This is a genomic window from Micromonospora sp. NPDC005257 (assembly GCF_042872445.1).
GTDB lineage: Bacteria > Actinomycetota > Actinomycetes > Mycobacteriales > Micromonosporaceae > Micromonospora.
Genome location: NZ_JBIAKL010000007.1, coordinates 74,670 through 88,112, shown reverse-complemented (window position 1 = coordinate 88,112; position 13,443 = coordinate 74,670). Strand labels below are relative to the sequence as shown.

The following is a 13,443-nucleotide window of genomic DNA, read 5'->3' as shown; positions in this document are numbered from 1 at the left end:
CCGCTGCTCAGACGTTCTCGGGGAAGCCGAGGTTGATGCCGCCGTGGCTGGGGTCGAGCCACCGGGAGGTGACGACCTTGCCGCGGGTGAAGAAGTGCACGCCCTCGGCGCCGTGGGCGTGCGAGTCGCCGAAGAGGCTGTCCTTCCAGCCGCCGAAGGAGTAGTAGGCCATCGGCACCGGGATCGGCACGTTGACGCCGACCATGCCGACCTCGACCTCGTTCTGGTAACGGCGGGCCGCGCCACCGTCGTTCGTGAAGATGGCCGTGCCGTTGCCGTAGCGGTTGGCGTTCACCAGCGCGAGCACCTCGTCGTAGCTGCCGACGCGCACCACCGACAGCACCGGCCCGAAGATCTCGTCGGTGTAGACGCTCATCTCCGGCTGCACCCGGTCCAGCAGGCTCGGCCCGAGCCAGAACCCGGACTCGTCGCCGTCGACCCGCACCTCACGGCCGTCCACCACCAGCTCGGCGCCGGCCTCGACGCCCGCGTCGAGGTACGACGCGACGCGGTCGCGGTGCTCCCGGGTGACCAGCGGGCCCATGTCGCAGGAGCGCCGACCGTCGCCGACCTTCAGGCCGGCGATGCGCTCGCGGATCCGGGCCACCAGGTCGTCGGCGACGGGCTCGACGACCACCAGGGCGGAGATCGCCATGCACCGCTCGCCGGCCGAGCCGAACCCGGCGTTCACCGCCGCGTCGGCGGCCAGGTCGAGGTCGGCGTCCGGCAGCACCACCATGTGGTTCTTCGCGCCGCCGAGGGCCTGGACGCGCTTGCCGTTGCGGGTGCCGGTCTCGTAGACGTACCGGGCGATCGGCGTGGAGCCGACGAACGACACCGCCTTGACCTCGGGGTGCTCCAGCAGCCGGTCCACCGCCACCTTGTCGCCGTGCACGACGTTGAAGACGCCGGCGGGCAGGCCGGCCTGCTCCCAGAGCCGGGCCACGAGCAGCGACGCGGACGGGTCCTTCTCGCTGGGCTTGAGCACGACGGTGTTCCCCGCCGCGATGGCGATGGGCACGAACCACATCGGGACCATCACCGGGAAGTTGAACGGGGAGATGACGGCGCAGACGCCGACCGGCTGGCGGATCGAGTAGACGTCCACGTTCGTGGACACGCCCTCGGAGTAGCCGCCCTTGAGCAGGTGCGGGATCCCGCACGCGAACTCGACGACCTCCAGGCCGCGGGTGACCTCGCCGAGGGCGTCCGAGACGACCTTGCCGTGCTCGGCCGTGATCAGCTCGGCCAGCTCCTGCTTGTGCTGGTTGACCAGCTCCCGGAACGCGAACAGCACCTGGGTGCGCTTGGTCAGCGACGAGGCCCGCCAAGAGGTGAACGCGGCGGCGGCGGAGGCGACGGCCTGGTCCACCTCGTCGACCGAGGCCAGCGGCACCTCCGTGCGGACCGAGCCCAGCGCCGGATCGTAGACTGGGGCCGTACGCTCGGTGACGCCGGCGAACGGCTTGCCGTCGATCCAGTGGGTCACCCGCTCCAGCGGGACGGGAGCGGGCACGGTGCCGGGTGCTGTCTGGGTCATGCCCGGATCATCTGCGCTTCCCCAGGTCCGGGCAATGGGCACTGTGTCGCTCCCGTACCCGGGATGCGCACATACTGTGCGCCGTGGGGGAAGGGGGAGACGCCGCCGATGCCGATGACGGTTCGCGACGTGCTCGAACTGCCGGCGTTGCAGCAGGCCGGGCCGCATGTCCTGGCCGGCCGGGACCGGTTGGACGCGCCGGTGCGCTGGGTGCACGTCGCCGAGGTCCCCGAGATCGCCGACCTGCTGCGCGGCGGTGAGCTGGTCCTGACCACAGGCATCGGTTTGCCCCCCGACGACGACGGGCTGCGCCGCTGGATCGACGGCCTGGCGGCCGTCGGAGTGGCGGGCGTGGTGATCGAGCTGGGCCGCCGGTTCGGCGGCACCCTGCCGGCCGGGCTGGTCGAGCACGCCCGCAGCCGGAACCTCCCCCTCATCGCGTTGCGGCGCGAGATGCGGTTCGTGGCGGTGACCGAGGTCGTCCACTCCGTGATCGTCGAGGAGCAGACCGCCGAGCTGCTCGCCAAGGACGAGATCCACCGCGTCTTCACCGAGCTGTCGGTGGAGGGCGCCGAGCCCCGGCAGGTGCTCCGCGAGGTCACCCGCCTGTCCCGGCGTCCCGCGGTGCTGGAGAACCTCGCCCACCATGTGCTGGCGTACGAGACCGGCCCGCTGACCGCCGAGGAGCTGCTGGACCGGTGGGAGACCCGCTCGCGCGCGGTCGAGGTCCCGTCCGGCACCGGCTACGAGCCGCGCTCCGGCTGGCTGGTGACGAGCGTCGAGGCGCGGGGCAACAGGTGGGGGCGGCTCGTGCTGCTGTGCGACCAGGAACCGCCGGCCCGGACCCGGGTGCTGCTGGAGCGGGCCGCGTCCACCATCGCGTTGAACCAGCTCGTCGCCCGGGACTCCTCGTCGGTCGAGCGGCAGGCGCGCAGCAGTCTGCTGTTGAGCCTCGTCAACCACTCGGCGCCCACCCGGGACGTGGCGCTTCGGGCGCGCGGGCTCGGTGTGGTCCTGGAGCAGCGACCGCTACTCGGGGTCGTGGTCCGTCGGCGGCGGGCGGCCCCGGCCGGCGGCGTCGACGGGAACGCGCGCCGGCGGGAGCTGCTGGACGCGGTGGAGACGGCGGTACGCGAGTGCGGGCTCGCGGCGCTCGTCGGCGACGTGGACGAGGCGGCGGGCGGCACCGGTGTCACGCTCCTCGTCGCCCTCGACGAGACGGGCTCGGACGAAGCCGCGCTGCACGGCCTGTCCACAGCGCTCACCCGGGCCGGTCACCGGGCCGGCTCGGACGTCGTGGTCGCCGCCGGGTCGGTGGTCCGGACGCTCGACCTGGCCCGGCGCTCACTGGTCGAGGCGGCGCAGGTGGCCGACGCCACGGTGCACACCGCCGAGCCCCGCCCGTTCTACCGGCTGCACGACGTCCGCCTCCGGGGCCTGCTGTACCTGCTGCGCGACGACGTGCGCCTGCAGACGTTCGTCGAGCGCGAACTGGGCCCGCTGCTCTCCTACGACCAGCGCCACGGCACGAACCACGTCGCGCTGCTGGAGACGTACCTGGTGGAGGGGCGCAACAAGCGGCGCGCGGCCGACACGATGTCGCTGTCGCGGTCGGCGCTGTACCAGCGGCTGGAGCTGATCGAGCGGGTGCTCGGCGTCGACCTGGATTCGAGCGAGCGGCGCCTGTCGCTGCACGTCGCGCTCACCGCCCGGGACGTCATGCGCGCCGCCGGTCCGGAGCCCGCCGGCTGACTCCTCACCTGTGGGTGCGAGGGCCCGACCGCAGGCGCCGCACGCTCTCGCGGCTCGGCGCGCTGTGCACGCTGACGCTGACGACCGGTACGGCGTTCGCGACGCTCTTGCGCACCGTCTCCATCGGCGCGGTGCCGGGGGTGCACTCCACGATCATCACCGCGGACCGGTCCGGGCACTGCACGTACTGGACGTGTGAGACGGCGACCCGGCGGGAGTGCAGCACCGACAGCACCTTGAGCAGGCCGGTCGTGGAGTGTCCCACGCCGAGGTGGATCACCATCGTGCTCGGCCAGCCGTGGTCACCGGCGGGATCGGCGTGCGGCCGGTCGGCTGCGGGCCGGGGACGGTCGACGGTTCCGGGGGTGGATGCGGACACGCTCACGGGGGCCTCACTAGGACGAGCCGACGGGATGGCTTGGCCGGCGACGCACGCGGAGGCGTACGCCGCCTAGGTAATCAGCCGGGTCGCGATTCGATTGCCCACGGCGGGAGTGTGGCACGGACCCCTGCGCGCGGGGAGGCTGCGCCGGGCGGCCGTCCGCCACGTGAGACAGGGCTCTGACCTGCGGATCGACGGCCATGGGTCGCCCGGGCGGGCGGTCCGCCGGGTTACCGGCGGGTACGCGAGCCCTTAAGGATCGTTCAGGATCTCGCTCTACACTCGGACTCGGGACGACGACTTGAGAAGGAGCTCCGCGCATGGATGCTGACGAGATCGCCGCCGGTCGAGCCCGCTGGCAGGCCCGCTACGACGCCGCCCGCAAGCGCGACGCCGACTTCACCACGCTGTCCGGAACGCCGGTCGAGCCGGTGTACGGCCCGCCGGAGGACACCGCGTACCCCGGGTTCGAGCGGATCGGCTGGCCGGGCGAGTTCCCGTACACCAGGGGTCTCTATCCGACCGGCTACCGCGGACGGACCTGGACCATCCGTCAGTTCGCCGGCTTCGGCAACGCCCGCCAGACGAACGAGCGCTACAAGATGATCCTCGGCGCGGGCGGCGGCGGTCTCTCCGTCGCCTTCGACATGCCGACGCTGATGGGCCGCGACTCGGACGACCCGCAGGCCCTCGGCGAGGTCGGCCACTGTGGTGTCGCCGTGGACTCGGCGGCCGACATGGAGGCGCTGTTCGACGGCATCGACCTGTCCGGCGTGACCACCTCGATGACCATCTCCGGCCCGGCCGTGCCGGTCTTCTGCATGTACCTGGTCGCCGCCGAACGGCAGGGCGCCGACCTGTCCACGCTGGACGGCACGCTCCAGACGGACATCTTCAAGGAGTACATCGCGCAGAAGGAGTGGCTGTTCGACCCCGAGCCGCACCTGCGCCTCATCGGCGACCTGATGGAGTACTGCGCGCGGGAGATCCCCCGGTACAAGCCGCTGTCCGTCTCCGGCTACCACATCCGGGAGGCCGGCTCGACCGCGGCGCAGGAGCTGGCGTACACGCTCGCCGACGGGTTCGGGTACGTCGAGCTGGGCCTGTCGCGCGGGCTGGACGTGAACACGTTCGCCCCCGGCCTGAGCTTCTTCTTCGACTCCCATGTGGACTTCTTCGAAGAGATCGCCAAGTTCCGCGCCGCCCGCCGGATCTGGGCCCGCTGGCTGCGTGACGTGTACGGCGCGACCAGCGAGAAGGCTCAGTGGCTGCGGTTCCACACGCAGACCGCGGGGGTGTCGCTGACCGCCCAGCAGCCGGTCAACAACGTGGTACGCACCGCGGTGGAGGCGCTGGCCGCGGTGCTCGGCGGCACCAACTCGCTGCACACGAACGCGCTCGACGAGACGCTCGCCCTGCCCACCGACGAGTCGGCCGAGATCGCCCTGCGTACCCAGCAGGTGCTGATGGAGGAGACCGGGGTGACGAACGTGGCCGACCCGCTCGGCGGCTCCTGGTACGTCGAGGCGCTCACCGACCGGATCGAGGCCGAGGCGGAGGAGATCTTCGCCCGGATCAAGCAGCTCGGCGGCGAGGGCCCGCACACCATCGGCCCGATGACCTCCGGCATCCTGCGCGGCATCGAGGACGGCTGGTTCACCGGGCACATCGCCGAGTCGGCGTTCGTCTACCAGCAGGCGCTGGAGAAGGGCGACAAGAAGATCGTCGGCGTGAACTGCCACACCGGCACGATCGCCAAGGACCTGGAGATCCTGCGCATCTCGCACGAGGTGGAGCTGGAGCAGCGCCGGGTGCTGGCCGAGCGCAAGTCGGCCCGCGACGAGGCCACGGTCACGGCCGCCGTCGCGCGGATGGTCGGGGTCTCCCGTACCGGCGAGAACATGATCCCCGCCATGCTCGACGCGGTCCGCGCCGAGGCGACCCTGGGCGAGATCTGCGACGCGCTGCGCGCCGAGTGGGGCGTCTACCGCGAGCCCGCCCGCTTCTGACCCCCCGCCCAGCAGGGAAGGGCCCCTTCTTGACAGGCGTTTGTCAAGAAGGGGCCCTTCCCTCACCAAAGGCGTTGACAGGGGCCCTTCCTCGCCCGGGCTGAGCAGGCGGGAGAGTGGCGACTGTCGCCGTCGCGGCTGGTCGGAGATCCGTGACGCACGTGCGAGACTAGACAACCATGAGCGACCCACGGATCACCTCGTCGATCTTCACCCGCGGCGCGGTCGACCTCAGCGCGCTGCGCACCCCCGCACCGGCCGACACCTCCTCCGCCACACCGTCTCCGGGCGCTGGGCCGACCGGGCTGCCGGGCAGCCCCGCCGGCTCCGCCGCCGTGATCGACGTGACCGAGGCGAACATCCAGTCCGAGGTGCTCGAACGCTCGCTCACCACACCGGTAGTGGTCTTCTTCGGCGCCGCCGGCTACCCGGAGAGCGACCAGTTCGCCCCGGTGCTGGAGCGGCTGGCCGCCGAGGGCGGCGGCGCGTGGCTGCTGGCCCGGGTCGACGTGCAGCAGCAGCCGCGGCTCGCGCAGATGTTCCAGCTTCAGACGCTGCCCACCACGTACGCCATCGTCGGCGGACGCCCGGTCGACGCCTTTCCCGGCCCGGTGCCGGAGTCGCAGTTGCGACAGTGGCTCCAGGCCGTGCTCAAGGCCGGTGGCGTCGCCCTCGCCGAGCCGGAGGACCCGCGCCTCGACGCCGCCGACGACGCGCTGATGAGCGGCGACCTCGACGCCGCCGAGGCGGCGTACCGGAAGATCCTGGCCGAGTCGCCCGCGGACGCGGCGGCGGAGGCGGGCCTGGCGCAGGTCGGGCTGGCCCGACGGGTGGCCGGTGCGGACCCGCAGGGCGCGCTGGACGCCGCTGCCGCCGCCCCCGACGACGTGGACGCCCAACTGCTGGCCGCCGACATCGAGGTGCTCAGCGGCCTCGCCGACCAGGCGTACAAGCGGCTGGTCGGCCTGGTCCGGCGCACCGCCGGGGACGACCGGGACCGGGTACGCCAGCACCTGCTCGGCCTGTTCACCATCGCCGGCCCGGAGGACCCCGCCGTGGCCTCCGCCCGACGCGCCCTGGCCAGCGCGCTGTTCTGAGTCAACCCGCGCGGGCCGGCGCACCGCCGGCCCGCCCGACCGCCGAGGACGGGAGCCCATGATGCGCCGGATCGCCGTCCTCGACGCGCCGACGAACCTCGGGCTGCGCCCGCCCACCGCCAGCTCCGTGCCCGGCTGCGGCAAGGCGCCGGGCGCGCTGCGCGACCACGGCCTGCTCGCCCGGCTGCGCGCCCGTGACGCGGGCTGCCTCACCCCGCCGCGGTACGACCCGGGGGACTGGCGGCCCGGCGACGGCGTCTGCCACGCGCCGGAGATCTCGACGTACTCCCTGGCGCTCGCCGACCGGATCGGCGCGATCATCGACCGGGGTGAGTTCCCGCTGGTGCTCGGCGGCGACTGCTCGGTGCTGCTCGGCTCGGCGCTCGCCATGCACCGCCTCGGCGAGGCGGTCGGCGGCCGGATCGGGCTGGTCTTCGTCGACGGCCACTCCGACTTCCGGCACCCGGGCAACGCCTCCTACGTCGGCGCGGCGGCGGGGGAGAACCTGGCCCTGGTCACCGGCCGGGGGCAGCCCGACCTGGCCGCGATCGAGGGCCGGCGGCCGTACTTCCGGGACATCGACGTGGTGGTGCTCGGCATCCGCGCGCAGGACGAGTACCGCCTCGACCTTCAGGCCGCGGGCATCACCACCCGGCCGGTGCCGGCGCTGCGCGCCGAGGGCGCCGCCCGTACCGCCCAGTGGGCGCACGAGCAGCTCGTCGACTGCGCCGGCTACTGGGTGCACATCGACGTGGACGTGCTCGATCCGGCGGTGATGCCCGCCGTGGACGCGCCCGACCCGGGCGGCATCGCCTTCGCCGAGCTGGAGATCCTGCTCGCCGGGCTGGTCGACACCCCGCACTGCCTCGGCGTCGAGCTGACCGTCTTCGACCCCGACTACGACCTGGACGGCGCGTACGCGGCCGAGATCGTGAACACGGTGGTGGCCGGGCTCGCCCCGGTCGTGGCGCCGGACGCGGTGCCGCCCCGGCTGCTGCCGGCCGCGCCGGCCGCGCCGGTCGCACCGGCGCCCCGCGCCGCCGGCAGCCACCGCGCCGAGCGGGCGGCGGTGACGGTGCCGGTGCCCGCCGTCGCAACGGACCCGATCGGCCCGCCGGCCGCACCCGTCGGGCTCGACGAGTACGCGCCGGCGGATGCCGAGGAGCCGCCGTCGTGGCCCGACGCGGAGGATCGGCGACCGCCGGCCGGTCCCGGGCTGCTCCGCCGCGTGGCGGTGCCCGGCACGGACGCGCCGCCGGTCGAGGAGGCGTCGCCGGCCGACGGAACCGCGTAGGCGGAGGCGCGGTTCAGGCGAACAGCACGAGCGGCCGGCCGGGGTCGCGCACACCGACGAAGCAGGCCGCCGTCACCCGCGATCCCTGGGCCACCCGGCGTACGCCGTGCACCCGCGCCGCGTCGAACATCAGCAGGTCTCCCTGGCCGGGCGCGCAGGACCAGTGCGGCTCTCCGAGCTGTTTCCGGTCCAGGCCGTAGTCGGTTCGGCGTTGCCCGTCGTACGTGTCCTCGTCGGACCACAGCGACCAGAAGTCGACCTGCCCGCCGCTGCCCGGGGGCGGCACCTCCAGGTAGACGTTGGTACCGATCCGGCGGCGCAGACCGTGCGCGGCGAGCAGCGGGATCGCCCGTTGGTCGATGTGCGGGTTGGCGTGCCCACCGGCCGGCCAGCGCCGGATGATGCCGGGCAGCATCAACCGACCCTCGTGCCGGGCCACCGTGGCGCCGGCGGGCCACGCTTCGTCCAGCCGCAATCGCAGCTCGTCGAGCGGGGAGAGCCGGCCCGCGAAGATGCCGTCACGGATCAGGGCGAGCGTGTCGGCCGCGGTCTCCAGGTAGCGCCGCTCGTCGGCGTCGGACTCAGCCGCCTCACCGATTGAGGTTCCGATGCTCTGGAAGTCTCCGGTCAGGGTGTAGCGCGACCGCTCGCACGCCTCGACCAGCCGTGGCAGCACCGCCCGGCAGGCCGACGGCGAGTGGAAGCCGCGGACCCAGATGGCGTCGAGAGTGCCCTCCGCGAGCTGCGCCAGCGTAACGGCGGTCAGTTCCTCGGCGTGCTTCAAGATCAGACCTTGATCTCGCCGTGCCAGACGGTTACCGCCCGGCCTCCGAGTCGCATTCGGTCGCCCTTCCGGCCCAGTCGTAGGGTGCCGCCGCGTGGCGAGAGTTGCTCGGCGATGAGGTCGTCCCGGCCCAGACGCTCGGCCCACCAACTCCCGATGGTGCAGTGGGCGGAGCCGGTGACCGGATCCTCCGGGACACCGACTGCGGGATAGAAGCAGCGGCTGACGATCCGGTCGCGGGACGCGTCGTTCGCGGTGAGGATGACGCCCCGGACCGGTATCGAGGCGAGCGCCTCCAGGTCGGGGCGGGCGGCCCGCACGTCGTCTGGCCCGGCGACCTCGACGAGCAGGTCGGACACGCCCTGGGTGACGGCGACGACCCGGATCCCCTCGCCGAGCGCGGCGCGGAGCTGCTCCGGCGCGTCGACCGGGGTGGGCGGGTCCGCCGGGAAGTCCATCTCGATCCACCCCTCCGGCGAGACCGAGCAGGACAGGTCACCGCTCCGCGTGTGGAACCGGGTGTGGCCCCCGAGTACGTGTGCGGTGGCGAGCGTGGCATGCCCGCACAGGTCCACCTCGACAGTGGGGGTGAACCACCGTAGGTGCCACCAGCCGTTCTCCGCCGGAGATGCGAATGCGGTTTCCGAATGGCGCATCTCGCTCGCGACGGACTGCATCCAGGAATCGTCCCGCTTGTCGGCGAGAATGACGACGCCGGCCGGATTGCCGCGGAAGGGTTCGTCGGTGAACGCGTCGACGACGAAGAGCCGGCTGCCGTCCGCGCTCATGCCCGATCGACCGACCCGTGCGCGCTGGCGGTCACCGGGGAGCGGCCGCTGAAGTAGAGCTGGGGGTCGACCTCCAGCGCCACCTCGTACGCCTTGGCCATGTCACGGGCTATCTGGCGCAGCGCCTCGGCCCGCGAGGCGGGGGTCGGCGGGCGCCCCTGTTCGGTGCTGGGCTGTTCCGGTCCCGGCTGGTCGTCGACAGACATTCGCGCCCCCTGCGTCGAGCGTTGCCTCTAGAGATTGATACGCCGCGGCCACCAGTACAACCTCCATTCGGAGGATGGCATGAGTTCGATGGACGACATTTCCTCCTGATATCACGTAGCCCGCCTAACCGAAGATCAGTCACGTCTCGTAATCCGTCCGCCGTGGGCTCTGATCGTTCTGTTCCCGTTCCGCCTCGCCGGGCTGGCGGGGTACCACGTACGGAGCCAGCCGGGCGAGCGTCTCGCGGGTGACGATCGTGTCCGCATGGTGTTCGCCGAGCACCCGCTCACGGTCCTCCAGCAGGCGGGTGAGCACCGCGCGGGCCTCGGCCACATCCTTCTCGATCAGCACCTGGGCGAGAGTCCACCGCAGCAGCAGCGCCTCCGGCCGCACCAGTTCGTCCGCCCGTAGGCCGGCGAGGCCGGCCCTGAGTTGATCCGCCGCATCGTCGAAGCGGGAGAGGACGTACAGGCACCGAGCGAGGCTCTGCCGGACCAGGAGCGTCTCCGGTTCCTCGGGCGCCCAGTTGCGGAGCCTGATCGCGAGGATTTCCCGCAGCATCGCCTCGGCCTCGATGGTCCGGTCCTGATGCATGATCGCCCGGGCCAGCGTGTGCCGGATGATCATCGTGTCCGAGTGTTCCGGGCCGCGGACCTTGTCCTCCGCGATGACGATCGCGCGCAGTTCCTGCTCCGCCTCGCTCCACCGGTTCAACGCCATGATGGACCGGGCCAGCTTGTGCCGGCTGGCGAGCGTGTCGGGGTGCTGCGGGCCCAGTAACGCCTCGCGGCCGGCGACCACGTCGCGGAGCAGCGCCTCGGCCTCCGCCGGCCGTTGCTGTTCGAGTGCCGCCCGGGCCAGTTCGTGCCGCAGTGCGAGGATCTCGCGGTCGGTCGGACTCATGCCGTACGCCGCGCAGTTGTCCACCACCGGCACGAGAATCTCCTCGGCGGAGAGCGCCAGGCCGGTGGCGAGGAGATAACGCGCGGTCAGCCGGACGAGTTCCAGCACCGCCAGCACCGTCAGCCGCTCGTACCGGATGCCGCTGCCGCGGAGGTGGTCCCGGGCCAGCCCGATGGTGTGTGGAGCCAGCAGGTACCAGCCATCCCAGTCGGCGGTCGCGTCGGGGTTGAGGCCCCGGACCGCGGCGGTGAGCAGTTGCGCGCAGAGCGCGTGGTACTCGGAGGCCTGCCGGCGCAACTCGCGGTCGTCCCGGATGATGCCGTGCACCAGCGGATGCAGTGAGAGCACGTGCCGGAAGTCCTCGATCCGCACGTCCGGTAGCGCGTCCGGGGTCAGTAGGGACAGGTCGGCCAGTCCTTCCAGGACGGTCAACTGCTGCTGCGCGGTGAACTCGGAGAACAGCGGGGATCTCTTGAGCACGTCCTGGTCGAACAGCCGGTAGTAGGGCACCGGGCCTACACTCAGGCAGGCGAGGACCCGCAGCAGATTCCCGGCCTGGGTGAGACCACGCCGGAGCAGCAGTTCCAGCGAGATGTCGAAGACCTGTGCGGTGACCCCGAGACCGGTCAGCTCGTCGAGCTTCGGCGCGCCCGGTGGCCCGGCGAGGCGTTGCTGGAGTTCGACCCGGAAACTCTCGAAGTCGCGGAGCACCTGCGGGCCCTGGTAGATCTGCGTGGTGTGGACGGACTTCAGGTAGGCGCCCACCGTGCGCAGCGTCATCGGCAGCCCGCCGAGCGTTGCCGACAACTCACGCGCCTGCTCCACCGTGCCGGCCGCGCTGCCGGCCCGGTCCAGCAGCACCAGTGCGCCCTCCTCGTCGGTCAGCGGCCGCACGGCGTGCCGTTCCGACCAGGCCGGCCAGGTGTTGCGGTCGCCGTCCCGGCTGGTGACCACGACCAGATTGGCGGGGTCCTGCGGCGGACGCAGCCAGCCCCGGCCGGAGGTGAGATCGTCGTCGACCGGGTCGAGCAGCCGGGGGTCGTTGGCGCTGTCGATGATCAGCACCCACCGGTTCTCGGCCTTGTCGAGAAAGCGCCAGACCAGGTCGGTGGCACTCGCGTCCCCCGACCACGCCCGATCGACCAGGCCGCTCGGGGCGCCGAGCCGGGTGGCCACCTCGCGCATGTTGGAACTGAGACGCTGGGCGTCGACCCACCAGACCTCCCGGCCGGCGAGACGGGTGCGCCGGGCGACCTCCAGCGCGAGGTAGCTCTTGCCGGCACCGGGCAGTCCGTGCAGGACGTGCACGGAACGCGTCTCCTCGCCCGGCTCGGGGGACAGGATCGCCTGAATCAGCTCGTCCCGGCCGTAGAGCGGGAAGTCCAGGAGGCTGAGCGGTGGTTCGACGGAGATTCGCCCGGCCCGCTCCGGCCGGTCGGCAGGCGCCTCCGCGGCGGAGCCTCCGGCCGGGGTCGTGGTGACGACTCCGTCCGCGGCGGCCTCGGCCACCTGCGACTCGCCCGCCTCGGCGGCGGTCTGGACTTCCTTGCGCAGCGCCAGATAGCGGGAATCGTCACGGGTCGCGGGGCGGATCACCGAGAAGTGGTCGCCGTCCACCACCCCGCTGGCGGTGAATGATCCTTTGGCGACGTACGGGGGAACGATGTTGTCGGACATTCCGGCGTACGTGGAGATCGGCAGCGGCCACTCGTGGGATCCGGCCTTCCGGGCCTGAAGAACGCCACGCTGGAGGGCGTCGTAGGTCTCAGTGATCTCTTTGGTGAGCGGACGCAATTCCCGCTCCTGGGGATTGCGGCAACGAGGCATCATTCGTCGCAGGGAGCCGAGAAACTGTGACCCGGAATTCGGGCAGGCGTACATCGCCACCCGGCGGATGCGCGCCAGTTCCTGCCCTCCGCCCCGGGCCAGCGTCCGCACCAGGTACCGCTGGATCACCAGCCCGCCCTGGCTGTGCGAGACCAGGACGATCCGCTCTGCCTCGGCGATCTCGTGGGTGAGGTAGGTGCCGAGCCGGTCCGCGATGTCGTCCATGCGCGGTATCCGCCGGTCCGGGCGTAGCCGGACGACCTTCGAGTCGTACTCGAAGAAGTGGGCTCGGAGCGAGGGAAGCTCCGGGTCGGTCGTCAGCAGGCGGGCCATCTGCTCCCAAGCGCGTCGGGAGGAGAAGAGGCCGTGCACGAAAACCACGTCGACGCGGTTCATCGCGGCTCGTCCCGAGCGGCGGGCACCGGCGGGGCGGGTGCCGGTGGCGCGGTCACGGACGGTTCGGCCACGCCCGGCTCCGCATCACGACGGGTCGCGGCCAGCACATCCACCACGACGCGGGTGAGCAGCGTGGCCAGCGCCAGGAGCACGCAGGCCGTCACGCCGGCGCGTAGCGCGGGACCGTGCGGCAGCACCTCGGCCAGCACCAGCAGGGCCAGTGCCGTTCCGGTGACGATGGTGGCGACGATGAAAAGGGAATACGCCCGGACGCGAGGCCGGGTCCAGAAGAGGACGCCATCGGGGTCCTCACTCCGGCGCCGGCGGTTCTGCTCGCGAAGGCGATCCAGAAATCGTGACTCCCAGATCAGCGCGAGCAGCAGAACGGGAAGAACCTGGGCGGTGGTCGCGTAAAGGTCAGGGAACACCGGGGCCCTTTCTGCTGCGGTCGGGAGTCGTATCAT

General features: G+C 72.2%; 11 protein-coding genes. 4 read left to right on the top strand and 7 right to left on the bottom strand.

The genetic code is table 11. The annotated features are described in order from the left end of the window. Positions 1–7: 7 nt before the first annotated feature. Complete coding sequence (locus ACFYO8_RS16530; protein WP_387257311.1) at positions 8–1,540, bottom strand: CoA-acylating methylmalonate-semialdehyde dehydrogenase; 1,533 nt, start codon at positions 1,538–1,540, stop codon at positions 8–10. 108 nt (positions 1,541–1,648) lie between these two features. On the opposite strand from ACFYO8_RS16530, the gene ACFYO8_RS16525 reads away from it, so the two are divergent. Next, positions 1,649–3,292 carry a PucR family transcriptional regulator ligand-binding domain-containing protein gene (locus ACFYO8_RS16525; RefSeq protein WP_355047576.1) on the top strand — a complete coding sequence of 548 codons (1,644 nt, stop codon included), beginning with the start codon at positions 1,649–1,651 and terminating at the stop codon, positions 3,290–3,292. A gap of 4 nt (positions 3,293–3,296) precedes the next feature. Here the strand turns inward: ACFYO8_RS16525 and ACFYO8_RS16520 are convergent, their stop codons facing one another. Next, positions 3,297–3,677 carry a hypothetical protein gene (locus ACFYO8_RS16520; RefSeq protein ID WP_354871125.1) on the bottom strand — a complete coding sequence of 127 codons (381 nt, stop codon included), beginning with the start codon at positions 3,675–3,677 and terminating at the stop codon, positions 3,297–3,299. 317 nt (positions 3,678–3,994) lie between these two features. Between ACFYO8_RS16520 and ACFYO8_RS16515 the strand changes: the two genes are divergently transcribed. The 3 genes from ACFYO8_RS16515 (at position 3,995) to ACFYO8_RS16505 (ending at position 8,074) form a co-directional block, all read left to right on the top strand. Beyond that, positions 3,995–5,683 (top strand): methylmalonyl-CoA mutase family protein, encoded by a 1,689-nt coding sequence (locus tag ACFYO8_RS16515; RefSeq protein WP_354871123.1) that lies wholly within the window; start codon positions 3,995–3,997, stop codon positions 5,681–5,683. Positions 5,684–5,862: 179 nt separating this feature from the next. Next, positions 5,863–6,780 (top strand): tetratricopeptide repeat protein, encoded by a 918-nt coding sequence (locus ACFYO8_RS16510; RefSeq protein WP_354871120.1) that lies wholly within the window; start codon positions 5,863–5,865, stop codon positions 6,778–6,780. A 58-nt stretch (positions 6,781–6,838) separates the two neighbouring features. Beyond that, positions 6,839–8,074 (top strand): arginase family protein, encoded by a 1,236-nt coding sequence (locus ACFYO8_RS16505; RefSeq protein WP_387257310.1) that lies wholly within the window; start codon positions 6,839–6,841, stop codon positions 8,072–8,074. Between the two features lie 13 nt (positions 8,075–8,087). On the opposite strand, the gene ACFYO8_RS16500 is transcribed toward ACFYO8_RS16505, so the two are convergent. From ACFYO8_RS16500 to ACFYO8_RS16480, 5 genes are all read right to left on the bottom strand, one after another. Then, positions 8,088–8,858, bottom strand: coding sequence for a 2OG-Fe(II) oxygenase (locus tag ACFYO8_RS16500; protein WP_354871116.1), 771 nt, complete (start codon positions 8,856–8,858; stop codon positions 8,088–8,090). A gap of 2 nt (positions 8,859–8,860) precedes the next feature. Then, complete coding sequence (locus ACFYO8_RS16495) at positions 8,861–9,646, bottom strand: PhzF family phenazine biosynthesis protein (protein WP_354871114.1); 786 nt, start codon at positions 9,644–9,646, stop codon at positions 8,861–8,863. Further along, entirely contained in the window at positions 9,643–9,852 is a 210-nt protein-coding gene (locus tag ACFYO8_RS16490; protein WP_354871112.1) for a hypothetical protein, read from the bottom strand. The genes ACFYO8_RS16495 and ACFYO8_RS16490 overlap by 4 nt, the downstream gene beginning before the upstream one ends. Positions 9,853–9,991: 139 nt before the next feature. Next, positions 9,992–12,979: an alpha/beta fold hydrolase gene (locus ACFYO8_RS16485; protein ID WP_354871110.1), complete on the bottom strand. Its 2,988-nt coding sequence runs from the start codon at positions 12,977–12,979 to the stop codon at positions 9,992–9,994. Further along, positions 12,976–13,443: a hypothetical protein gene (locus ACFYO8_RS16480; protein WP_387257307.1), complete on the bottom strand. Its 468-nt coding sequence runs from the start codon at positions 13,441–13,443 to the stop codon at positions 12,976–12,978. The genes ACFYO8_RS16485 and ACFYO8_RS16480 overlap by 4 nt, the downstream gene beginning before the upstream one ends.

Excerpts from the sequence above, each read along its gene's own strand:
- ACFYO8_RS16505 (WP_387257310.1), top strand. The coding sequence starts at position 6,839 with ATGATGCGCCGGATCGCCGTCCTCGACGCGCCGACGAACCTCGGGCTG.
- ACFYO8_RS16485 (WP_354871110.1), bottom strand. The coding sequence starts at position 12,979 with ATGAACCGCGTCGACGTGGTTTTCGTGCACGGCCTCTTCTCCTCCCGA.
- ACFYO8_RS16525 (WP_355047576.1), top strand. The coding sequence starts at position 1,649 with ATGCCGATGACGGTTCGCGACGTGCTCGAACTGCCGGCGTTGCAGCAG.
- ACFYO8_RS16530 (WP_387257311.1), bottom strand. The coding sequence starts at position 1,540 with ATGACCCAGACAGCACCCGGCACCGTGCCCGCTCCCGTCCCGCTGGAG.
- ACFYO8_RS16495 (WP_354871114.1), bottom strand. The coding sequence starts at position 9,646 with ATGAGCGCGGACGGCAGCCGGCTCTTCGTCGTCGACGCGTTCACCGAC.
- ACFYO8_RS16515 (WP_354871123.1), top strand. The coding sequence starts at position 3,995 with ATGGATGCTGACGAGATCGCCGCCGGTCGAGCCCGCTGGCAGGCCCGC.
- ACFYO8_RS16490 (WP_354871112.1), bottom strand. The coding sequence starts at position 9,852 with ATGTCTGTCGACGACCAGCCGGGACCGGAACAGCCCAGCACCGAACAG.
- ACFYO8_RS16480 (WP_387257307.1), bottom strand. The coding sequence starts at position 13,443 with ATGATACGACTCCCGACCGCAGCAGAAAGGGCCCCGGTGTTCCCTGAC.
- ACFYO8_RS16510 (WP_354871120.1), top strand. The coding sequence starts at position 5,863 with ATGAGCGACCCACGGATCACCTCGTCGATCTTCACCCGCGGCGCGGTC.